The organism is Thioalkalivibrio sp. ALMg11 (assembly GCF_000377905.1).
In the GTDB taxonomy this organism is placed as follows: domain Bacteria; phylum Pseudomonadota; class Gammaproteobacteria; order Ectothiorhodospirales; family Ectothiorhodospiraceae; genus Thioalkalivibrio.
In genome coordinates this window covers 242,396-262,430 of sequence record NZ_KB898873.1, presented here as the reverse complement: position 1 = coordinate 262,430, position 20,035 = coordinate 242,396, and the positions used below count along the sequence as shown (strand labels likewise).

Genomic DNA, 20,035 nt, shown 5'->3' with positions numbered 1-20,035 from the left:
CAAGAGGTGTTCTGGGGCATCTTCAGGCTCCCTCGGAGCGGGCCGTTAGTCGAAAATCCGCAGGTTCCGCACACTCACGGTGTCGGAGTGATTTACCTGCGTGGTGTTGCTGTCCGCATGTACGGCCTCGAGTGTTACCGTCACACGAGCGCTTTCGGCGAAGACATCGCCGTCGTTATTGCCCAGACTGTTGCATGGGGAGGGCCCGTAAACTGGTCCGGAGGCGTCACCGTCCGCGTCTACTTTCATACAGCTGGAAGGGCTGGAATCAAACTCGAGGCGGTTGACTTGTGTGGTCTGCGGGTCGGTCAGGGGTTCCCATGTGCCGCCTTCGCAGGTGGATGTGTCGGTCAGGCCGCCCGTCAACATTTCGACGGTATATTTGTTTTGCCGATAGCCGAAGACGTACTGCTCTCCGTCGTTCACGAGATCGCTAAGATCATGCGTGGGCGTCACCGCGGTCGGATCGTAGCGAAAAGTCGGGTCAAAGCTGACCAGGATGCAGCTCCCGCTGTTGCCATCGAAATCATGGGCCTGCAGCCATTGGGCAGACTCCATGAACGGGTTAGCTGGGATTCGTTCCTCGTCGGGGTCCTCTGCGATGCGCTCGGGATGAGAATATCCCGAGCGCCGGATGTCATTGGCAATCAGATCCATCGTGATGCGGGTTTCCTGCGTCAATCGAGCTTCCTGGGTCGTGTAGGCGCTACTCTGGATCACGGTCAGGTAGAGGGAGGTGGCCGCAGCAATCACGATCATGCCCACTACGATGCCGACCATGAGCTCCACGAGAGTGAAGCCTTTACTACGGCGGGCGACGTTGGGTAGGCGCGGCGTCAAAATGAGGCGAGTATGGTTCAGCATTTGCTGTAGGCCCCCATGGCGCGGTTGGTTCCGCAGGCGCGAGGACGTCCGATCGGATTGATCTGTACCTGCATCTCGAAGGCGTTGGGCGATGAGGTGAAGACGAGATCGGACCGGTCGCCCTGCACGGTGCCGCGCACGTGATTGAAGGTGATGGTCTGTTCGCCCTTCATCGAGACGTTGCGGTAATCATCCGAGCTGGTGGTGCGCAGCACTGCGTCTTCGTCACCTGCCATCACGATGGTGCACGCGTCCGCGGAGGTCTCGTCGTCGACGGTGCAGTCGCAGGCGGGGGTGCTGGATATGCCGTGACACCAGGCGTTGCCGTCGTCGTCCACCTGGTGGCTCACGAAGTGGATATCGCGCCCTTGCTTGATGGCCTCGCTGCGGGCGGTCTGGATCTGATCAAGGGCGCTTTCGGCGGCCCCGATTACACGGCGCTGCTCGGCCAAGTTGAAGGCTGGAGCGGCCAGCGTGACCAGGATCACCAGCACGGCGATGGTGATCATGAGCTCGATCAGGGTGAAGCCGAAGGGTTTTAGCGGTGCGGCCATGCGTGGTCCCCGGGCAGGAGGAAGGGAGGTCTCGACTCCCATTATACGGTTTGGGGTATCTTGGGCATGTCGTCTGGCTACCGCTCGTGGTGCGAATGCTTCCACTCGCGATATTGACAGGGCTCGCTGGCGGGCGATTGTGGTGGAATCGGGTTTGGCGAAAACGGAAGTCTCCGAGGGGATAGAGCGATGAAGGCAGCAAACACGAAGGCGCTGGGATTTACCCTGATCGAGCTGATGATCGTGGTCGCGGTCGTGGCCATCCTGGCGGCAATCGCGTACCCGTCCTACCAGAACTACATACTGAAGTCGCAGCGGGCGGATGCGCATGACTCGCTGCTGCGTATTCAGCTGGAGCAGGAGCGCTGGCGAGCGAACAATCGGGCATACGCATCAGATCTTGGGACGTTGGGGCTGCCGACCACTTCGACTGATACTCATTACGAACTCGCTATAGAGATCAAAGAGGCTACAAAGGGTTCCCGTTACACCGCTGTCGCTTCTCCGCAGGGACGACAGAAAAATGACACCAACTGCGACCCTATTGAGCTGGAGGTCACTGGCGGGTCTTCCAAGGGGACTCCGGAAGAGTGCTGGTAGCGGTATTGTTCAACAGGAAACGAAGATTTCGCTGCGCGGGCGTCCAAGGCTGCTGACGATTACGCGGCGGCCCTCGGTGGCGCCACCGCAGATCCGGAAACTCCCCATCTGTAGTGCGCCGTTGACACGCTGCGTGGTTCCTCGCGGCACGTAGGAGACGTAGTCCTGTACCGGTGTGTTGCCGGTCACGTGCAGGTCCGAGAGGTGTGGGGCGGCGTGGCCGAGTAGTGGGTCGTCTTCGCCCCGTTCCCCCGAATTTCCTCGATCCGCGAACCAGATCCAGCCCTCGGACCAGTCGCCATCGGTGCGGCAGGTAGTGCCGTCGGCCGACGGGCAGAGGGTGACGCGCTCGTTGCGCTTGAGGGCCTCGCTGCGTGCGAGGTGCATGGCGTTGAGCAGGCTGTTGGTGGCGCCGATGACGCGTTGACGCTCGATCATCTGGCCGAAGCTAGGGGCGGCGAGCATGGCCAGTATGGATAGCACACCCAAAGCGACCATCAGCTCGATGGCCGTGATTCCCTTGCAAGTCTGCATCGTCGTCTCCTCCCTGAGATCGCGTGCATGCGAGAGCATAGACGAGCGCGGCGCCTGGGACCACGAGCCCGTTCGGGTGGTGCTGGAACGTTGCCGGCGACAGGTTGCCTACAAGTCAGAGGTCCCGGCAGGCATGCGGGCGGTGCTTCTGACTGGATGCTGCGGATGCGGCAGGAGATCGCTTCGCTTTGCTCGCAATGACGGGCCGGCGGGTCCGTAATGACGCGGCGTGGCATGTGCTGGGAAATTGAAGGTGCTGGAGGTGAACAGGCTCATGGTGACGGACGTGCAGCGGATGGATCAGGCGGATCTGCTGGATCTGCAGCAGCAGGCGGCGCGCAAGGTGGGCGGATCGGTCGGCTTTCGCGATGAGGCGCGCTCCGGCGCGCCGACGCCGGAGCTGCAGGTGATCCCGGCCGGGGAGTTCGAGATGGGTTCGGATGCCTCGGAGTATGGCTATCAGCCGCATGAGGGGCCGCGGCGCTTTGTGGTTCTGGAGCGACCGTTTGCCTTGGGGCGCTATCAGATCACCCTTGAGGAGTGGGAGGCGTTCCAGGCCGCGACCGGCTGGGAGCCCTGGGACTGGCTGGTCTGGCCCGGCAGCCCGCGCATGCCGGTCTTCAACGTCAAGCCGGATAGCATCCAGCAGTATCTCGACTGGCTGAGCGAGGAGACGGGCAAGCGCTACCGCCTGCCGACCGAAGCGGAGTGGGAGTATGCCGCCCGGGCCGGCACCCGCACGCCGTTTGCCTTTGGCGAGGTGGTCGGGTGCCGCGATGTGCACTTCAATTCGCTGTTCCCGTACGAGGAGCGACGCCAGCGGCGCAGGTGGTATCTACCCGCCTGTTTTCCGCTGTCACGACCGCTTGAGGTAGGCAGCTTCCAGCCGAACCTCTGGGGGCTGTACGACATGCACGGCAACGTGCAGGAGTTCACCTCCACTCCCTGGCGCGACGGGCACCAATCGCTACCGCGCGATGGCGTCTATCGCCGAGACCCCGAAAACGAGTGGGTGGTGACCAAGGGCGGCTCCTGGTTCGACCCCGCCGTGAATACCCGAAGCGCCGCCCGGCGCCGGCGTAACATCGACGAGATGGATACCAATCTGGGCTTCCGCGTCCTGCGCGAGCTGGACGATTAGTCGCTTCGCCCGAGGGCGATGCGTTTCGCTGCGCTCAACGCATCCTACGGCGTTCGGGTAATTATCGAGCGTAGGGTGCACTGAGCGAAGCGAACTGCACCGATCCGTTATTCGGGTCGAAACAGGTGTATTTCCAAACCCTCAATGTGCCGATAGCGCCGGTCGTTGGCCGTGACGAGTGGCAGGCCCAGCTGTGTGGCTGTCGCGGCAATCAGGGCATCCGCCATCTGCATGTTGTGGCTGAGGGCGTAGGTCTCGACAAGGAAGGTCGCCCGATTCGAGATGGCTTCACTTACCGGCTGGATGCGGGCATCCCAGTACTGGACGGCCTGGCGCAGCGCGCGGAATTCGGTCTGGTCGCGGAGGCCCTGGATGAGTTCCATGTAGGTTACGGCGGACACTGTGAATCCGGGTGAGCTGTCGAGCCATTCGCTGGCTCGCTGATTCCCGCGCAGATTCCAGATCAGGACGTCCGTGTCCACTAGCATTACTTGAAGTTCCTCGGTTGCCGGATTCGTCGGACGTGTTCGTCAACTGAGCCTTCCTGGTCCCGCCAGAGTCCAAACAGTGGATTATGGTCGGCGCGCGTATGCGGGGCCACGGTGCGCTGGTATGGGACCAATTTGGCGCGCAGGCGACCTCGATACGTAATTTCGATCTCCTCGCCCCGGTCCACGGCGGCGAGCAGTTCGCGGCTGTGCAGGCGCATGTCCTTGGTGGTGGCTTCCATGGCGGCCTCCGTTGGTTACACTTTGAAGTGTAACTTGTGCGCGTTGGGGGGCAAGAAGCTGGGTTGCTGGCCACGGCCATTTTGATGCGTTTCGCTTCGCTCAACAGCATCCTACTCGGGGATGGTGGGGCGTAGGGTGCACTGAGCGAAGCGAACTGCACCGTTTGCTTGGTTGCGAACTGTGGCGCGCCCGATGTTTCGGTCAGTAGTGGTGGCGGAGCTGCGCAATCAGCAGGGTGTTGTCGTCTACTTTGTAGACAATGCGATGCTCACCATCGATTCGGCGGGACCAGTAGCCAGCGAGGTTGTGTTTCAGGGGCTCGGGCTTCCCGATGCCCGTGAACGGGGCGCGCTGGATGGCCTTGGCCAGCTCGTTTACGCGGCGAAGTGTTTTCTTGTCGTGTCTTTGCCAGTAGAGGTAGTCCTCCCAGGTCAGTTCTGCAAAGAGCAGCCTCACTCGTCCAGGCTCCGTTCTTTGCCCCCTCCCTTTTCCAGTTCGGCGACCGCTGCGAGCAGGCGTCGAGCATTCTCCGGCGCCCGGAGCAGGTAGGCGGTTTCCTGCAGGGCTTCATAGTCTTCCAGCGACATCATGACCACGGAGGGCGCCTTGTTACGGGTGATGATGATCGTGGAGTGGTCTTCGCAGACTTTTTCCATCGTCTTGGCCAGATTGCTCCGGGCCGCTGTGTAGCTAATGGCGTCCATGGGGTGCCTCTGCGGTACATGGCTGTACATGTACGGGATAATGTACGGCCTAGCGTGACCCGCCGCAAGCGGACGGCCCATCGTTGATGGACGCTTATTGGGGCGGGTTGGGGAGTGATGCGTTTCGCTGCGCTCAACCGCATCCTACAGTCGGACTACGGCGCGTAGGGTGCACTGAGCGAAGCGAACTGCACCGTTTGCAGGAAGGCGCTACAGCCAGCGGGCGAGCCAGAGGCGCAGGCGGAGTTCGAGAGGCGGGGCGTAGCCCTGTTTGCGGAAGACGATTTCGCCGTCGGGGCTGATGATGAAGGTGGCCGGCACACCGCGAACGTTGTAGCGCGCGGATAGGGCGCCGTCCGGGTCGTTGATTACAGCCAATTCCCGTTCGCGCTCGTTCAGGTGATCGAGCACATCTTCCTCCGTGCCGGATTGCATCGCGACCGTCAGTACCGGGTGGCTTTGCGACAGGCGCACGATCTCGCCTTCTTCCAGGCGGCAGATGGGGCACCAGGTGGACCAGAAGTGCAGCAGCATGGGTTCGTCCGCGTAGTCCGCAAGCGATACCGGCGTGCCATCCAGCAGAAGGGCCTCGAACTCTGGGGCCGGGCCTTCGACCATGTCGCGGGCCATCCAGGCGCGCACGGCCAGGAAGATCACCAGCGCGAGGCCGATCTGAATGCCCCAGCTGAGCGCGCGGCGGCGTCGGGAGGGCTTGGGGCGTTTCGGTTTTTCTGGCTGGGTCTCGGTCAACGGATCATCTCGGCTTGTCCAGGGCGGGCGCGGGTACCACGTTTCTTCGGGCCCTTGCGCACCGCGATGCGTACCAGTTCGTCCTCATCTTCCATCAGGCGTTCCCTCTGGGCCTCGTTCAACAGCGGATTGCGCGCGACGAAGTAGCGCAGATTGGGGTCGCGGTCGTTCACGCAGGCCTCCACCTGGTCCGGGGTCAGATCCGGACGCTTGGCGCAGTTGAGGCGCACGGTCTGGTTGGGGTCGGCCAGCAGCAGGACGACCTCTTCCGGCGTCAGGTCCATGCGCCGCGAGAAATACGCCTTCACCTGGGCGTGTTGATCGCGCACCAGCAGCGGGCGCCAGCGCGCCTCGAGGTCCGCGGAGAGGGCCAGGTCCATGCGTTCCTCGAACGTCATCGCCTTGTAGTGCTGCTTTAGGTCGGTCATGGCGGACGCATTATAGGCGGGGTGGTTGGGATGCGTGGGTACGACCCCACAATGTGCAGGAACGACAGCGGCCTGGGCCCTGTCGTACTATTAGCAGACGATGATCTACCCCGGATGCTGGGGTGAGAGGGCAGATGAACGCACCGGTGGCCGAAAAACCGATTTTCCACGTGCCGCGCACGGACCATGTGACGGCGTCGTTGCACGCGTTGACCGACGCCCAGCGCGACGAGTTGGTGCGCCGCATCAAGCGCTTGCTGATCGAACGCAATGCGGTGCTGGTTGCGCATTACTACGTGGACGAATCCCTGCAGCGGCTCGCGGACGAGACCGGCGGCTGCGTGTCCGACTCCCTGGAGATGGCGCGCTTTGGCAAGGAACACCCGGCCGAGACGCTGGTGGTGGCCGGCGTGCGCTTCATGGGCGAGACGGCCAAGATCCTGAGTCCGGAGAAGCGTGTGCTGATGCCGACGCTGGAGGCGGAGTGCTCGCTGGATCTCGGCTGCCCGGCAGACGCGTTCGCGGAATTCCGTGCGCAGTATCCGGATCACACCGTGGTGGTGTACTCGAATACCTCGGTGGACGTGAAGGCGCAGGCCGATTACGTCGTCACTTCCAGCATCGCCGTGCCGCTGGTCGAGCACCTGCGCGACCAGGGCAAGAAGGTTCTCTGGGCCCCGGACAAGCACCTGGGCGACTACATCCGCCGCACCACGGGCGCCGACATGGTGCTGTGGGATGGCTCCTGCGTGGTGCATGACGAGTTCCGATCCTGGGCGCTGGAAGACCTGCGCGGCCGGCATCCCGGCGCCGCCGTGCTGGTCCATCCGGAATCCCCGCGCGAGGTGATCCACCAGGCGGACGTGGTCGGCTCTACCAGCCAGCTGATCGCGGCGGTGAAGGATCGCCCGGAGCAGGAATTCATTGTCGCGACGGACAAGGGGATCTTTTACAAGATGCTGCAGGCTGCCCCGGACAAGACGCTGATCGAGGCCCCGACCGGGGGGCAAAGCGCCACCTGTACCAGCTGCGCGCACTGCCCGTGGATGGCGATGAACGATCTGGTCTCTCTGGCCGAGACGCTGGAAGACACCAACGAACCGGCCAAGAACGAGATCTTCGTCGACGAGACCGCGCGCCAGAAGGCCCTGGTGGCCACGCAGCGCATGCTCGACTTCGCCGCCGAACACCGCAAGGCTACCGAAGGCGACGCGTAGCGGTAGCGAGCGGATTGCCAGCAGGCGAAGCAATCCCTTCCCGCGCAAGCTGCGGGTGCGCGCGAACACTTTCAGCTATGCGGGTACACTCTAACGGGAGTCGTTCCGTGGCATGTGCAGGAGGTTGGCATGAGCGAATTGCAGCGCATCACCTTTGATCCCGAGACATGTGGCGGCCGGCCGTGTATTCGGGGGACGCGTGTCCGCGTTAAGGATGTCCTGAATCTTCTGGCTGCGGGGGCTTCTCGGGAAGAGATCCTCAAGGACTACCCCTATCTAGAAGCTGAAGATATCACCGCAGCGTTGCAATTTGCTGCGCGACAGACGGACCACCCTGTCCTTCACGTAGCCTGAATGCGCTTTCTGGTCGACGCACAGTTGCCGCCGGCGCTGGCGCGCTGGCGTGTTGATCGGGGTGTGGAAGCCGATCATGTCGCGGATGTGGGATTGCTGTCTGCCTCTGACAAGGCGATCTGGGCGGAAGCGACCCGGACGGGCGCCGTGATCTTGACCAAGGATGAAGATTTCGCCGTTTGGCGATCTGCGGGCTCGTCCGATCAACCGGCTGTGGTGTGGCTCAGAGTCGGCAACACCCGGAAGGCGGCTTTGCTTCAATGGTTTGAGCCCTTGTTGCCCCGGGTCCTGGAAGCCCTGGAGCGGGGTGATTTGCTTATCGAGGTCGATTAACCCGTATCGACCGGATTCTAGGCGTCGCGCCCCCTCGGTGTTTGGGCGCTCCTTGGCGCCCATTGGTCAAAAGATGGGCGGGCGACTGTACGACAAGGGTTGTCGGGGTTAGCGGTCGTTAAGCCACGCGGCCCACTGCGAGTGGGTGGAGGCGTCCACGCCGGCAGCCTTTGCTGCCTGCTGCAGGTGGGTCTGCAGGTCGGCCATCAGTTCGGAATCCATCAGCTCGGGCTCCAGCGTCAGTTGCGCGTGCAGCGTGCTGTAGACGAGCTTCAGTTCATTCACCGGATAATGCGACCAGTCGAGGTGGGCCATGGTGTCCGTTCTCCGTATGCGATGGGTAATTAGTATCTCTGAATATAGCTTGGCGTTGACCTCGGTGGCTGGACAAATGGGCTTTCGGGGCGTCGGAGATGTTTAAGCGGCGGGCGCGTCTGCTGGTGGCGGCCGCGCGACCCGACGGGCGGGCCGCGCGTGTGGCCGAGCTGGGCGCCGCAGCGGAGTTCGAGGACTGGATCGAGGTGCGCCCGGCGCGGGCCATGGCCGAGGTGACGGACGAGGATCTGGCCTGGGCCGATCTGCTCGTGGCGGTCGACGCGGCTGCGGCGCGTGTCATGCCCGAGGATCGTCCGGCCACCTGTCGCCCGAAGTACTGGGGGCTGCCCGCCGAGACCGGGGCGGCGTTCGATTTGCAGACCGTCGATGCGTTGCGCTGCATGGTTGGCGGGATGCGCATGCTCGCGCGTGTGGACGCCGAAGACGACGCCTGACGCATCCTCTCCACGTTCGTCATCCCGGAAACCGCGCAGCGGTTATCCGGGATCTCCTGACCCTGCCCCATACCGGCGAGATCCCGGCTCTACGCTTCGCTTCGGCCGGGACGACGATATCCTGCGTCATTGCGAGGCCCCGCGAGGGGCCGTGGCAATCTCCAGCCGAAACCCCGATGCTTCGCGGGTGGGGTTTGGCGAGGAGATCCCGGATAACCGCTGCGCGGTTTCCGGGATGACGTCGGGCGGGGCGGCTCGGTTTCCGGAATGACGGAACGAGGGGTGTGGCCCTCGGTACGGCATCGAGCGGGGAGACGTAAGCCGGGAATGAAGGGGCCACCGCCCTGGCCGGAGTGGGTGGTGGGCCGTTCTACTCGGGGTGGTAGGGGACGGGTGCGCGGGCGTGGAGCTGGGCCAGGTGGTCTTCGTAGAGCGCCCAGATGCGTGGGGCGATGGCGCCGCGTGAGCCGGGGTAGGTGAGACGGTCGGGATTGAAGCTGGTCAGGCGCTCGATCTCCGTGCAGCGCAGTTCCTCGTTGATGATGTTGAATATCAGGATCTGTGTGCCCTGGTCGGCGATGGGGAGCAGGCCGCCGATGAGGCCGGTGTCGTTCAGGCCGGGGTCGCTACGGGCATCGCCCAGCTCGGCGGGTGGGCGTACCAGTGTGCCCAGCAGCTCCTGATAGGCCTGGTCACAGGCATAGCAGATCTCCGGCGCCCGCAGGCCCTGCACGCGCGCGCAGGCCTGGTGCACGGTGGCGTCCGGCAGTGCCATTCGCTCGGGTGCGACCGGGATGCGGTTGGGCGCGCCGTTCGGAAGCAGGCGCGGGACCGACTCCTGGCAGGACGGGCAGCGCCATGGTGTGACGCGCGGGCCGTCGATTACGTTATTGGGCGGCATGCGACGATCCCCGGCTGGTGGATGAGGCCAGTATACGGCGCAGCGAGGTGTTTGTTAGGGGCGGCCCGCGGGCGAATGCTCCGGCCAGGATCTGGCGCGGGCAGGGGCATTCGCGGGCAGGCCCGTTCCCACAAGGCTGTTCCCAACAAAGGCTTGTTTGAACAGGAGTGCCCGGTTCAGCCGAAGTAGTCGGGCTCGTTGCCCGGGCGCCACTTGATGTTGCAGCCGAGGCTCGGGTGCTGCGGCTCAGGCGCCGGCTTTCCGGCTAGGAGCGCGTCGCTGGCGGCGCGCAGATCGCGTCCGGTGACTGGGGTGTCGGAGCCCGGGCGGGACGCGTCGAACTGGCCGCGATAATAGAGCTTGCGTTCGGCGTCGAACAGGTAGAAGTCCGGGGTGCAGGCGGCGTGATAGGCCTTGGCGACGGACTGGTCTTCGTCCAGGCAGTAGGGGAAGTTGTAGCCGAAGCGGCGGGCGTCGTCCTTCATCTTGTCCGGGGCGTCGTCCGGGACGGCCTGGATGTCGTTGGAGTTGATCGCGATGACCGCGATGCCCTTGCTCGAGTATTCGCGGCCGTAGCGGGCGAACTCGTGGCGGACCAGCTGCACGAACGGGCAGTGATTGCATATAAAGGCGATCATGAAGCCTTTCGCATCGGGGAAACTGTCGAGGCTGATGGTCTCGCCGGAGACGACGTCCGGCAGGGAGAAGTTCGGTGCCTCGGTGCCGAGTTCGATCATCTGCGAGGGGGTGCGGGCCATGACTGCTCCAGTGTTCGGATTTGCGACAATTATACGGTGTTGGCCGGGGGTGCTTGAAACCTTCCGGCCGCGCCAGCACTCTTCGAGATAATACCCGAGTAATGGAGTAAGGAATATGGGCTGGGTGACCGGGGTCGTAAAGGAGCGCAAGCAGTGGACCGATCGGCTGTTCTCGCTGCGCGTGGATGCCGAGGTCGAGTCGTTCAAGGCCGGGCAGTTCAACCGCTTGCGTCTGGAGATCGACGGCGAGCCGGTGGCGCGGCCGTACTCCTACGTGAATGCGCCGGGTGAAACGCCGCTGGACTTCTACCTGATTACCGTTCCGGACGGGCCACTGTCCAACCGCCTGGTGCAGTTGGAGCCGGGCGACACGGTGGAGCTGATGCCGCGGGCGACCGGCTTTTTCACCCTGGACGAGCTGCCGGACAGCCGCGACCTGTGGTTGCTCTCCACCGGCACTGCGCTGGGGCCGTTCCTGTCCATGCTGAAGACCGATACCCCGTGGGAACGCTTCGAGAATATCCGCCTGATCCACGCGGTGCGCAAGGCAGAAGAACTCACCTACCAGGACACGATCCGGCAGTTCCAGGAACGTGATTCGAAACGGTTCCAGTACATCCCGTTTGTCAGCCGGGAACCGTGTCCGGGTGGGCTCGAGGGCCGCGTGCCGGCCGCGATTGCCGAGGGTCGCCTGGAACATCACGCCGGGCTGAAGATCACGCCGGAGCATTCCCAGGTCATGCTGTGCGGCAACCCGGATATGGTGAAGGACACCGCCGACATCCTGAAAGAGCGTGGGCTGGAGAAGAACCGCCGGCGCAAGCCGGGGCAGATCACGACCGAAAATTACTGGTAAGGCGCCTTCATCCGAGGAGGCATCCGTGGCTCTGGAGTTGTAGGAGCCGGGCCCTCTCGGCGATTGCGGCGCGGGTAAGGCTCGATCGGCCAGAGGGCTGGCCTCCACCGTTCTCGGGTGTCCCGGCGGTCAATCCAGCAGGTTGGCGGCCCAGGCCCGGATCAGGCCGGCGACGTAGCGGGTGTGTTCCGGGCGCGAGAGCAGGTGGTCGGTCTGGTGCAGGGCGACGAAGCTCTTCGGGTGGTGGGCCTGCTGGAAAATCTTGCGGGCGTGATCGACGCTGACCACGGTGTCGCCCGGTGCATGCAGCAGCAGGAGTGGCTGCTCCAGGGTCTCCAGTGCGGAATCCAGCGTCGGCTCCTCGATCGACTCGATAAAGGCGCGACCGATCTCCACCGGCCGCCCGCCGATGCTGATACGGGCGGAACCCTCGCGGCGGATCTCCTCCGCGGTATCGCCGAACAGGTGGGCGACATGCCCGGGGCGGCTGGGGGCGGCGATCGTCACGATGCCGTCCAGTGACTCGCGCTGCGCCCCTACATAGATCGCCATGGCCCCGCCGAAGCTATGGCCGATCAGCAGGTTGGTATGCCGCCCGGTGTGGGTCTCCAGCGCCTCGATGGCGGAGTGGAGATCCTCGCAGTAGGTCTCCAGCGTGCTGTCACGGAACTCCCCTTCGGAGTCGCCCAGCCCCATAAAATCGAAGCGCAACGTGGCGATGCCCTCCGCGGCCAGGGCGCGCGCCAGGCGTACGGTGGCGGGGAAGTCCTTGGAGCAGGCGAAACAGTGCGCAATGCAGGCCTGTCCGCGGATGGCATCCGCCTCGGGCGCGACGACTACGCCGCCGAGGCGAATGCCGCGCGGGGTCTGAACGGTCAGCGGCGTGTTGTGGGTCGCCATCGGGTGGGCTCCGGATGAATGAAGGCTTGCTATGGTCCCGCCGGGGACGGTCTGCGATCATACGGGTTTGACCATCCGAATGGCCACGCGGGGTGTCTCCCGGCACACGGCCACCACTTCACGGGACCACTGGGGGCCGGCTTGGAAACCGAGAGTCAGATTCGCGCACACCTGGCCGAGCTGGAGGCCGAGCACCGGGCCCTGGATTCCGCGATCGGCGTGATGCACGAGCAGGCCGCACCGGACATCTTCGCCATCCAGCGCCTGAAGAAGCGCAAGCTGCAGCTGAAGGACTCCATTCAGCGCCTGCGCAGCCGCCTGATCCCCGACCTCAACGCCTGACGCGCCTTTGTTTACCACGAAGCGCGCGAAGGCACGAAGAAGGGCAAGGTCAAGATCGGTTCAACCACAGAGGGCACAGAGAGCACGGAGAAGGGCAGCGAGTAGGATGCGTTGAGCCATGCGAAACGCATCAGGGGACGGCCGTTCCGCGGAACCGATGCGATTCGCTGCGCTCATCCGGATCCTACCCTTCTTGCGCACCATCTCCGGTTTTCTCCGAGGCCCCCGTGTCCTCTGTGGTTCAAACGCCCTTAGTCCATCTTCGTGCCTACGTGGTGAGCAAAAAAAAACGGCGCCCGGAGGCGCCGTTTGAGTGTGTTCCGTAGTGGAACGCTGGAGCTTAGCCCCAGATGTCGCTGGTGATGCCGTTGTACCAGGCGCGGGTGTAACCCGCCTCGCGGCGACGGAAGCTGGCGCTGGCACCTGACGGGCTGACACCGCCGGCACCGGACACTCCGGCCTGCGCCCCATCCTGGTACTGGTAGACCGCGGCCACGCTGACCGCGTAGTCGGGGGTCACCAGGCTGTAGCAGGTGTTGGCCGAGGACGGGTTGATGGGCTCCTGCCCCGCCAGTTCGCGGACGATGGCGGCAGCCACGATCTTGCCCTGGTTGTTGGCCGAGTGGCCGGATTTCGGCATGGCGCCCGCCACGCTCGCATCCCCCAGGACGTAGATGTTGTCGTCCATCTCCGACTTGAAGGTCAGCTGGTCTACTGGCACCCAACCGGCGTCGTTGGTCAGGCCCACGTCATGAGCGATCTGACCGGCACGCTGGGCCGGGATGAAGTTCAGCACGTCGGCGCGGACGCGTTCGAAGCCGCTGTCGGCCAATACGGTCATGTTGGAGACGTCGATCTCCTCGGCGCGGCCGCCCGAGGAGCCGGCACGCCATTCGATCATGTCGCCGTAGTGCTCGGCCCAGCCTTCCTCGAACAGGCCCTGCTTGGAGAAGCCGTCCTTCGGGTCGAGGATGATGATCTTGGAGCGCGGCTTCTCCTGCTTGAGGTAGTGCGCGACCAGCGAGACGCGCTCGTACGGCCCCGGTGGGCAGCGGAACGGGTTGGGCGGGGCGACCATGACGAATACACCGCCGTTGGGCATGCTGTGCAGCTGCGAGCGCAGCAACTCGGTCTGCGAACCAGCCTTCCAGGCATGCGGGATGCGGTCGGCATCGGCCTCGGAGATGCCGGGCATGTCGTCGTAGCGGAAGTCGATCCCCGGGGACATCACGAGCTTGTCGTAGCCCATGCTATCGCCGCCGGCCAGGCGCACGCTGCGCGCCGTGGCGTCCACGGCCGTGACCCGGTCCTGGACAATCTCGATGCCGTATTCATCCCGCAGGGTGTCGTAGCCCTGGGCGATGTCGTCCATGCCGGCGAAGCCGCCGATGACCCAGTTACTGCCGTAGCAGGTGTAGTAGGTGGCGTTTGGCTCGATCAGCGTGACGCGCATGTTGGGCGAGAACTGCTTGATGTACTTGGCGGCGGTCGCGCCGCCGGAGCCGCCGCCGACAACCACCACGTGAGCCCTTTCGGCCTCGCGCATGCCATTGGTGGCACAGCCGATACCGGTGAGGGCCGCGGCGCCGCTGACGCCCGCGACCTTCAGGAAATTACGTCGATTAAAGTCATGCATGATTCGTTTCCCCCTGATCAGAAGCGGCTGAAGTAGCCGGCCATCGATTCGATTTCCTCGTCGGTGTAGCCCTTGGCGTGACGATCCATGATCGTCGCGTCGCGGTCACCGTCGCGGAATGCCTTCATCTGGCTCTCGATGACTTCAGCGGGAATGCGGTTCAGTTCCGGTACGCCGTCGTCTGCAGCGGCTGCGTTGTGGCAGGCCTTGCAGGAGGCGGCCATCAGCTGGCCCCGGGTGATTTCGTCGTCGGCAAGGGCCTGGGTAGCAGTGCCCGCCATCGCCAGCGAGGCGGCAAGCCCCACCAGGTACAAGTGCGATTTCTTCATTGAAACGGACTCCTCCGTAAGAAGTGGCTTTTAGCGAGCGACAGCTGTGCAAGTACTGCCTTCATCCTTTGGCCCGGTGTGAAGATCCGGGTTGTGATTGCGCCTCCGGGTTCGAGCCCGGCAGTTGCGCCTGATCGCGAAAACCAACGATCATGAATCTCGTATAGCACAGAAAAAACGCCTTTTCGATACATTGCAAAGGCATATGCTGCCAGGAGGAGTGCCATGACAGGGGAACGACGTCGTCATCCACGGATCCCGATGACGGTCGAGGTTGTGGCCGAGTGCGAGAGCGGGGACACGGTCACCCTGACCACGAACGATATCTCCGGTGGGGGTGCCTTCCTCGAGTGGGAAGACCCGGAAAATGCCTGCGTGGGGCACCTGATGAAGCTCGCCTCGGACGACGAACTGATGCTGCAGGTGTTCGGCATGCTCGGGGATGGCGGCGAGGCGCCGCGGGTCAAGGCGCAGGTGGTGCGGGTGATGGACGGCGGGATTGCCGTGCGCTTCGACCCCGCGGAACTGGAATAGCTACCCCCTTGAGGGCGCGGCCGATCTTGCGCGGTGGGCGTAGCGGCTCGCGAATAAAGCTCGGTTACACTTCGCTCACCGCCTCTTGTTGTCAGCAAGCAAAATCGACTCGACCGCGGACGTGCGAACGAATCAGCGTCTCCCCGAGGATCGCTAGGCCTCGCGCTCGATCTCTTCCAGCCCCGCGGCCCATTCGTCGGCGATCAGCGGGTTGGTCAGCAGCCAGTGCACGGTGTCCGGGCTCCAGTCATCCTGCGCGTCCTGTAATGCGGTTTCCCAGTCCGTTGCCACGTAATCCCCGCGTCCCAGGGTGCTCAGGGCCTGCAACTCCGCCTGTTGGTCCTGGCCCAGGTCGCGCAGCGTGCCTTCCAGTTCCTGCAGGGTCAGGTCGCTGGCGTGATCGGCCAGGATCTGCATCGCCCAGTCGTCGTCGCTACCCTCGCTCCCGGTATCCGGGAAGACCACATCCTCTTTGGCATGGAATTCCCGTGCGGCCTGGATCAGCCGTTCCATCGTCTCGCCGGGGATGCCGAGGGAGATGGCCATCTAGTGGGCCGGGGTCCGCTCCTGGGCCAGAACCCAGGGGGCAGCCACGAGCGCGGTGAAGATCGGGTCGTTCGCGGCCCAGCGGCGGGCATCGTCATCCGAGGCGCGCGCGACCTGGTCGTTGGCCAGCCATTCGCTGACCTGGTGGGTCGCATCGTCGCGGATGGCGCGGGCCACCTCGATCAGGTCCAGTTCCGGCGCCACGCGGATCACCACGCCGCGGGCGAAATGGGGCATCAGGTCCTTCCACGGCAGCGGGCCGGCCTGTTCTTCCAGAGGGACTTCGGGTTGTTCGGCAGGGGCGTCGTGCATAACGGTTCCAGTCGGTTTCAGATATCGTTCAGGCTAGGCCGATACCCTTGTATCTTCAACACCTGCCCATGCACGCGTCCGGAGAATGCACCGATATGCGACCCACGCCGGATCTCCAGCCCGGATGCCGCGTGCGGGACCTTACGCGGCCCCGCGCGGGCCGCGCGCTGGTGCTGGCGACGCTGCTGTTCGTGGCGCTTCCGGCGCAGGGCCAGTTCAACACGGATGACCCCGAGGCTGCCGTCTGGGATCTCGACGAGGCCGTCGCCCAGATCGAGGCGCACTACCCGGGCCGGGTGCTCCACGCGCGCGAGGATGTGAGCCAGTTTGGGGCGCGTCTGTTCATCATCCGTATCCTGACCAACGATCAACAAGTGCGTACCCTCCGGATCGAGGAAGGCACCGAAGTGGAGCTCCCGGAATGAATCTGCGCGTGGTACTGATCGAAGACGACGTGGCCCTGCGCAACCAGATTGGCGAGGAGCTGGACCGCAGCGGCTGCCGCGTGGATACCGCCTCGGACGGCGAGACCGGGCTTTACCTGCTGACCGAGTACCATTGCGATATCGCGGTGGTCGATCTCGGGCTCCCCGGCATGGACGGGCTGGACGTGATCCGCAAGGCCCGCGAATCGAAGCCGCGCCTGCCGATCCTGATCCTGACCGCGCGCGACCGCTGGCAGGACAAGGTCGAGGGCCTGGAGGCCGGGGCCGACGACTACCTGGCCAAGCCCTTCCACATCGAGGAACTGCTGGCGCGGCTGCGTGCCTTGGCACGGCGCAGCCTGCAGTCGGGCCAGGAGCGGTTGGCGTTTGGGCCGCTGGTGATCGACACTGCGGGTGACGAGGTCTGGCTGAATGGTGAGCCGGTCACCCTGACCACCTTCGAATACCGCCTGCTGATGACCCTGGTACGCCAGCCGGGCCGGGTTCTCAGCAAGGATGCGTTGGCGGACTACCTCTACGATCACGACGAGGACCGCGAGAGCAACGTGATCGAGGTCCTGATCGGGCGCCTGCGGCGCAAGCTGGATGGCGACGGCAGCCTGGGCCTGATCGAGACCCTGCGCGGACGTGGCTATCGCTTTGCCCGCGAACCCGACGCCGCGCCGGAAAACGAGTCGGCCAGCCCCCGATGACCTGCCGCGAGGCTGCCCGGTCCGCATGAGAGGGGCCCTGCGCAAGCTGCGTGGGAGTCTGGTCCTGCGCCTGGCGGGGGTCACGGCGATCACCGTGCTGATCTTCTCGTTGCTGACGGCCTGGGTGCTTGAGGCCGCCTTTCGCGACAATGCGGCGGATGCGGTGGAGACCCGCCTCGAGGCGCAAGTCCTGCTGCTGATGGGGCTGGCCGAGGTGGTTGGCCCGGCCGATGTCCGCGTCCCCGAGATGCTTCCCGAGAGCCGGCTGCAGCTGCCGGTCAGCGGCCTCTACGCACGCATCCTTGGGGAGGAGGGCCAGACCCTTTGGCGCTCGCCGTCGGCGGTCGGGGTCTCCCTGCGCGGCTGGTCGGAAGACGACTACTTCAGTTTCAGTCTGCCGGTGCAGTGGGAGCTGGAGGGCGGGCAGGTCGGCCTGACCTTCCAGATACTGGAGGACCGCGAGGCCTTCAGCGAACAGGTCGAGCAGTACCGCACCAGCCTCTGGCAGGGGCTGATGACCATGACCCTCTCCATGATCCTGGTGCTCTCGCTAGCGTTGTGGTTCTGGGGCTTGCGCCCGCTGCGTCAGGTCCGGCGCGACCTCGACGCCCTGCGCCACGGCGACCATGCGCATCTGGCTGGCGACTACCCTACCGAGGTTCGCGCCCTGACCGGCAGCATCAACGACCTGGTCGAGTTCGAACGCGCTCGACTGGCGCGCCAGCAGAATGCCCTCGCGGACCTGGCCCACAGCCTGAAGACCCCGATCTCCGCCCTGCGTCTGAACCTCGAGAGCGCGCGACCGGATAATGACGACATGCAGCGCCAGGTCGACCGGTTGCAGGGCATCGTCCAGCACCAGCTCAACCAGGCGCAGCGGCTCGGTCCGGCCCCGTTCCAGGCCGCCGAGCCGCTGGGGCCGATCATCGAACGTACAGGCCAGGCACTGGGACGGCTCGCGGCCCACGAAGGGGTGGCGCTGGAGACCGATCTGGCTGCGGGCTGCGTCCTGCGCATGGACAGCGGGGCGATCTTCGAGCTCCTTGGCAACACACTGGACAATGCCATCCGCCATGCGACCACGCGGGTGCGTGTTACCACCCGTTGTCAGCCGGGGGAGGTGATGCTGATGATCGACGATGACGGGCCCGGCATCCCGCCGGCCGACCGCGCCCGGGTGCTGGAACGCGGCCAGCGCGCGGATACCCGCGGCGACCAGGATGATGGTCGCGCCGAGGGGCAGGGGCTAGGGCTCAGCATCATCCACACCCTGGTCACCGACCACGGTGGAAAGCTGTTCATCGAGCAGGCCCCGGAGCTCCACGGCGCACGCATCCGCATGGTGTTTTCCGCGTCCTGAAACCGGTGCGGGCGGAGTCGGGGTTTTCCATGGTGCGTTTCGCGGTGCTCAATGCATCCTACAAAGCTCCGCAACGACACCGCGCGGCTGGACATCGCCCCCCGTAGGATGCGTTGAGCACCGCGAAACGCATCAACCAGGGCGTGTCGCTCCCCAAACCGTGCGAAATCAGAGTGTCAGGCCGTCCATCGCCAACGCCGGGGGTTCGCCGAGTACGCTGTCGCGCACCAGCGCGGCGGCGCCGCAGGCGAAGGTCCAACCGAGGTGGCCGGAGCCGGTGTTGAGATAAAGCCCCGGCACCGCGGTCGCTCCGAGGATCGGGGTGCCGCGTGCGCTCATCGGGCGCAGGCCGGTCCACGCGGCCATGGTCTCGGCATCCATGTGCTCGGGCAGGCTGGCCAGGGTGCGGCGGCAATGGTCCAGCACGCTGGCGGCTCGTTGCGGGTTCAGACTGCCGTCGCGACCCGCGAACTCGGCGGTTCCGGCCAGGCGCAGGCGCTCGCCCAGCGGGGTCATCACCACCTTGTTGGCGTCGTCGATCAGCGGCAGGCGGAGCCGGGTTCCGGCATCCATCGGCAGGGTCAGCGAGTAGCCCTTGACCGGTGCCACGGGCAGCCGGATCCCGAGCGGGCGCAGCAGATCGGGCGCCTGGTAGCCGTTGGCAACGACGCAGGCATCCGCGGCGATCGGGCCTTCCGAGGTCTCCAGTGCATCGAGGCGGCCGCGGAAAGTGCGCAGGCGGCGCACGGCCACGCCCGGGCGATAGGTCAGTCCGCGGCGGCGGGCGATGGCCAGCAGGCCCATGGTAAATCGGGCGGCGTCACCGATGGCGTCGTCGGGGAAGTACAGTCCGCCGCACAACTGATCGCGCACGGGTGCCAGCGCCGGTTCTTCGGCGATGATGCGCTCGACGGTCCAGTCCTCGAAGCGCACACCGGCGTCCGCCATGTCCTCGCTGGCGGTGCGATTGCGGCCCTGGCTGGCCGGGTCCTGGAACAGCTTGAGGATGCCGCTGCGGCGGAAGTCGAAGTCCAGCCCCTCGGGTGCCAGCTCGCGCTGCAGGCGGTCGATCTCTTTCAGGGAGAAGGCGGCCAGGCGCGCATTGATCCGGGTGTGTTCCTCGAAGCGCGTGCGGCGGCTGTTGCCGAGAAAGCGCAGGCCCCAGCCGATCAGCCCCGGTATGGCGTGCGGGCGCACCAGCAGGGGCGAGTCGCTGCGCCCCAGATAGCGCAGCAGGTCGAGACCCACGCCCGGGGCATTCCACGGTTCGGCATGGCTGGCATGCAGCATGCCGCCATTGGCGAAACTGGATCCGCTGGCCGGCGCCGTGGCGGCGTCCAGCAGCACGACCTCCGCCCCGGCCTCCTGCAGGTACCAGGCTGTGGTGACACCGATCACCCCGGCGCCGATGACCACTACACGCATCCGTTGGTCCTTCCATTG

Annotated in this window: 30 protein-coding genes; 12 read left to right on the top strand and 18 right to left on the bottom strand. The window is 64.9% G+C overall.

Going from position 1 to position 20,035, the window contains the following annotated elements; translation table 11 throughout:
• Positions 1-45 precede the first annotated feature (45 nt).
• Both D578_RS0106515 and D578_RS0106510 read right to left on the bottom strand, forming a co-directional pair.
• A complete protein-coding gene (locus tag D578_RS0106515; RefSeq protein WP_026289221.1) occupies positions 46-864 on the bottom strand; it encodes a prepilin-type N-terminal cleavage/methylation domain-containing protein in 819 nt (272 codons plus the stop codon).
• Positions 858-1,418 carry a GspH/FimT family pseudopilin gene (locus D578_RS0106510; protein WP_018949163.1) on the bottom strand — a complete coding sequence of 187 codons (561 nt, stop codon included), beginning with the start codon at positions 1,416-1,418 and terminating at the stop codon, positions 858-860. Before D578_RS0106510 ends, D578_RS0106515 begins: the two co-directional genes overlap by 7 nt.
• A gap of 189 nt (positions 1,419-1,607) precedes the next feature.
• On the opposite strand from D578_RS0106510, the gene D578_RS0106505 reads away from it, so the two are divergent.
• Positions 1,608-2,018 (top strand): type IV pilin protein, encoded by a 411-nt coding sequence (locus D578_RS0106505; RefSeq protein WP_018949162.1) that lies wholly within the window; start codon positions 1,608-1,610, stop codon positions 2,016-2,018.
• A gap of 9 nt (positions 2,019-2,027) precedes the next feature.
• On the opposite strand, the gene D578_RS0106500 is transcribed toward D578_RS0106505, so the two are convergent.
• A complete protein-coding gene (locus D578_RS0106500) occupies positions 2,028-2,552 on the bottom strand; it encodes a GspH/FimT family pseudopilin (protein WP_018949161.1) in 525 nt (174 codons plus the stop codon).
• Positions 2,553-2,826: 274 nt separating this feature from the next.
• Here D578_RS0106500 and D578_RS0106495 point away from each other — a divergent pair, with 274 nt between their 5' ends.
• A complete protein-coding gene (locus tag D578_RS0106495) occupies positions 2,827-3,693 on the top strand; it encodes an SUMF1/EgtB/PvdO family nonheme iron enzyme (RefSeq protein ID WP_018949160.1) in 867 nt (288 codons plus the stop codon).
• 107 nt (positions 3,694-3,800) lie between these two features.
• On the opposite strand, the gene D578_RS0106490 is transcribed toward D578_RS0106495, so the two are convergent.
• The 6 genes from D578_RS0106490 to D578_RS0106465 all read right to left on the bottom strand — a co-directional run bounded on the left by D578_RS0106490 (position 3,801) and on the right by D578_RS0106465 (position 6,306).
• Positions 3,801-4,181, bottom strand: a complete 381-nt coding sequence (locus D578_RS0106490) for a type II toxin-antitoxin system VapC family toxin (protein WP_018949159.1) — start codon at positions 4,179-4,181, stop codon at positions 3,801-3,803.
• Positions 4,181-4,423: a type II toxin-antitoxin system Phd/YefM family antitoxin gene (locus D578_RS0106485; RefSeq protein WP_018949158.1), complete on the bottom strand. Its 243-nt coding sequence runs from the start codon at positions 4,421-4,423 to the stop codon at positions 4,181-4,183. Before D578_RS0106485 ends, D578_RS0106490 begins: the two co-directional genes overlap by 1 nt.
• Before the next feature lie 202 nt (positions 4,424-4,625).
• Complete coding sequence (locus D578_RS0106480; protein ID WP_018949157.1) at positions 4,626-4,880, bottom strand: Txe/YoeB family addiction module toxin; 255 nt, start codon at positions 4,878-4,880, stop codon at positions 4,626-4,628.
• Positions 4,877-5,128 (bottom strand): type II toxin-antitoxin system Phd/YefM family antitoxin, encoded by a 252-nt coding sequence (locus D578_RS0106475; RefSeq protein ID WP_018949156.1) that lies wholly within the window; start codon positions 5,126-5,128, stop codon positions 4,877-4,879. Before D578_RS0106475 ends, D578_RS0106480 begins: the two co-directional genes overlap by 4 nt.
• 210 nt (positions 5,129-5,338) lie before the next feature.
• Positions 5,339-5,878 carry a protein disulfide oxidoreductase gene (locus D578_RS0106470; protein ID WP_018949155.1) on the bottom strand — a complete coding sequence of 180 codons (540 nt, stop codon included), beginning with the start codon at positions 5,876-5,878 and terminating at the stop codon, positions 5,339-5,341.
• The gene (locus D578_RS0106465) at positions 5,875-6,306 is read right to left on the bottom strand and encodes a hypothetical protein (protein ID WP_018949154.1); all 432 of its coding nucleotides are present in this window, start codon (positions 6,304-6,306) and stop codon (positions 5,875-5,877) included. The genes D578_RS0106470 and D578_RS0106465 overlap by 4 nt, the downstream gene beginning before the upstream one ends.
• 134 nt (positions 6,307-6,440) lie before the next feature.
• On the opposite strand from D578_RS0106465, the gene nadA reads away from it, so the two are divergent.
• The 3 genes from nadA to D578_RS0106450 all read left to right on the top strand — a co-directional run bounded on the left by nadA (position 6,441) and on the right by D578_RS0106450 (position 8,210).
• Entirely contained in the window at positions 6,441-7,523 is a 1,083-nt protein-coding gene (gene nadA, locus D578_RS0106460) for a quinolinate synthase NadA (RefSeq protein WP_018949153.1), read from the top strand.
• Positions 7,524-7,652: 129 nt separating this feature from the next.
• A complete protein-coding gene (locus D578_RS0106455) occupies positions 7,653-7,877 on the top strand; it encodes a DUF433 domain-containing protein (RefSeq protein WP_018949152.1) in 225 nt (74 codons plus the stop codon).
• Entirely contained in the window at positions 7,878-8,210 is a 333-nt protein-coding gene (locus D578_RS0106450; protein ID WP_018949151.1) for a DUF5615 family PIN-like protein, read from the top strand. It begins immediately after the preceding gene.
• A gap of 108 nt (positions 8,211-8,318) precedes the next feature.
• Here the strand turns inward: D578_RS0106450 and D578_RS0106445 are convergent, their stop codons facing one another.
• Positions 8,319-8,525: a hypothetical protein gene (locus D578_RS0106445; RefSeq protein WP_018938259.1), complete on the bottom strand. Its 207-nt coding sequence runs from the start codon at positions 8,523-8,525 to the stop codon at positions 8,319-8,321.
• Positions 8,526-8,623: 98 nt separating this feature from the next.
• Here D578_RS0106445 and D578_RS0106440 point away from each other — a divergent pair, with 98 nt between their 5' ends.
• Positions 8,624-8,980, top strand: coding sequence for a hypothetical protein (locus D578_RS0106440; protein ID WP_018949150.1), 357 nt, complete (start codon positions 8,624-8,626; stop codon positions 8,978-8,980).
• Positions 8,981-9,350: 370 nt separating this feature from the next.
• On the opposite strand, the gene D578_RS0106435 is transcribed toward D578_RS0106440, so the two are convergent.
• Positions 9,351-9,881: a hypothetical protein gene (locus tag D578_RS0106435; RefSeq protein WP_018949149.1), complete on the bottom strand. Its 531-nt coding sequence runs from the start codon at positions 9,879-9,881 to the stop codon at positions 9,351-9,353.
• A 176-nt stretch (positions 9,882-10,057) separates the two neighbouring features.
• Positions 10,058-10,639 (bottom strand): thioredoxin family protein, encoded by a 582-nt coding sequence (locus D578_RS0106430; protein WP_018949148.1) that lies wholly within the window; start codon positions 10,637-10,639, stop codon positions 10,058-10,060.
• Positions 10,640-10,754: 115 nt separating this feature from the next.
• Between D578_RS0106430 and D578_RS0106425 the strand changes: the two genes are divergently transcribed.
• Positions 10,755-11,495, top strand: a complete 741-nt coding sequence (locus D578_RS0106425; protein ID WP_018949147.1) for a ferredoxin--NADP reductase — start codon at positions 10,755-10,757, stop codon at positions 11,493-11,495.
• Positions 11,496-11,624: 129 nt separating this feature from the next.
• Here the strand turns inward: D578_RS0106425 and D578_RS0106420 are convergent, their stop codons facing one another.
• Positions 11,625-12,395, bottom strand: a complete 771-nt coding sequence (locus D578_RS0106420; protein ID WP_018949146.1) for a S9 family peptidase — start codon at positions 12,393-12,395, stop codon at positions 11,625-11,627.
• Between the two features lie 141 nt (positions 12,396-12,536).
• Between D578_RS0106420 and D578_RS0106415 the strand changes: the two genes are divergently transcribed.
• Entirely contained in the window at positions 12,537-12,737 is a 201-nt protein-coding gene (locus D578_RS0106415) for a YdcH family protein (RefSeq protein ID WP_018949145.1), read from the top strand.
• A 340-nt stretch (positions 12,738-13,077) separates the two neighbouring features.
• Here D578_RS0106415 and D578_RS0106410 read toward each other — a convergent pair whose 3' ends face one another.
• Together D578_RS0106410 and D578_RS0106405 are read right to left on the bottom strand one after the other, a co-directional pair.
• Positions 13,078-14,373, bottom strand: coding sequence for an FCSD flavin-binding domain-containing protein (locus D578_RS0106410; protein WP_018949144.1), 1,296 nt, complete (start codon positions 14,371-14,373; stop codon positions 13,078-13,080).
• A 17-nt stretch (positions 14,374-14,390) separates the two neighbouring features.
• Entirely contained in the window at positions 14,391-14,702 is a 312-nt protein-coding gene (locus D578_RS0106405) for a c-type cytochrome (RefSeq protein ID WP_018144594.1), read from the bottom strand.
• Positions 14,703-14,927: 225 nt separating this feature from the next.
• Here D578_RS0106405 and D578_RS0106400 point away from each other — a divergent pair, with 225 nt between their 5' ends.
• Positions 14,928-15,236, top strand: coding sequence for a PilZ domain-containing protein (locus D578_RS0106400; RefSeq protein WP_081617333.1), 309 nt, complete (start codon positions 14,928-14,930; stop codon positions 15,234-15,236).
• 153 nt (positions 15,237-15,389) lie between these two features.
• On the opposite strand, the gene D578_RS0106395 is transcribed toward D578_RS0106400, so the two are convergent.
• Complete coding sequence (locus D578_RS0106395) at positions 15,390-15,782, bottom strand: DUF3775 domain-containing protein (protein ID WP_018949142.1); 393 nt, start codon at positions 15,780-15,782, stop codon at positions 15,390-15,392.
• A complete protein-coding gene (locus D578_RS0106390; protein WP_018949141.1) occupies positions 15,783-16,094 on the bottom strand; it encodes a DUF2288 family protein in 312 nt (103 codons plus the stop codon). It lies immediately after the preceding gene.
• Between the two features lie 95 nt (positions 16,095-16,189).
• Here D578_RS0106390 and D578_RS0106385 point away from each other — a divergent pair, with 95 nt between their 5' ends.
• Genes D578_RS0106385 through D578_RS0106375 form a run of 3 tightly spaced genes read left to right on the top strand, consistent with a single transcriptional unit; the run spans position 16,190 to position 18,592 of the window.
• Positions 16,190-16,519, top strand: coding sequence for a PepSY domain-containing protein (locus tag D578_RS0106385; RefSeq protein WP_026289219.1), 330 nt, complete (start codon positions 16,190-16,192; stop codon positions 16,517-16,519).
• Positions 16,516-17,232 (top strand): response regulator transcription factor, encoded by a 717-nt coding sequence (locus D578_RS0106380; protein ID WP_018949139.1) that lies wholly within the window; start codon positions 16,516-16,518, stop codon positions 17,230-17,232. The genes D578_RS0106385 and D578_RS0106380 overlap by 4 nt, the downstream gene beginning before the upstream one ends.
• A 25-nt stretch (positions 17,233-17,257) precedes the next feature.
• Positions 17,258-18,592: an ATP-binding protein gene (locus D578_RS0106375; RefSeq protein WP_018949138.1), complete on the top strand. Its 1,335-nt coding sequence runs from the start codon at positions 17,258-17,260 to the stop codon at positions 18,590-18,592.
• 168 nt (positions 18,593-18,760) lie between these two features.
• Here the strand turns inward: D578_RS0106375 and D578_RS0106370 are convergent, their stop codons facing one another.
• The gene (locus D578_RS0106370) at positions 18,761-20,017 is read right to left on the bottom strand and encodes an FAD-dependent oxidoreductase (RefSeq protein ID WP_018949137.1); all 1,257 of its coding nucleotides are present in this window, start codon (positions 20,015-20,017) and stop codon (positions 18,761-18,763) included.
• Positions 20,018-20,035: the final 18 nt, after the last annotated feature.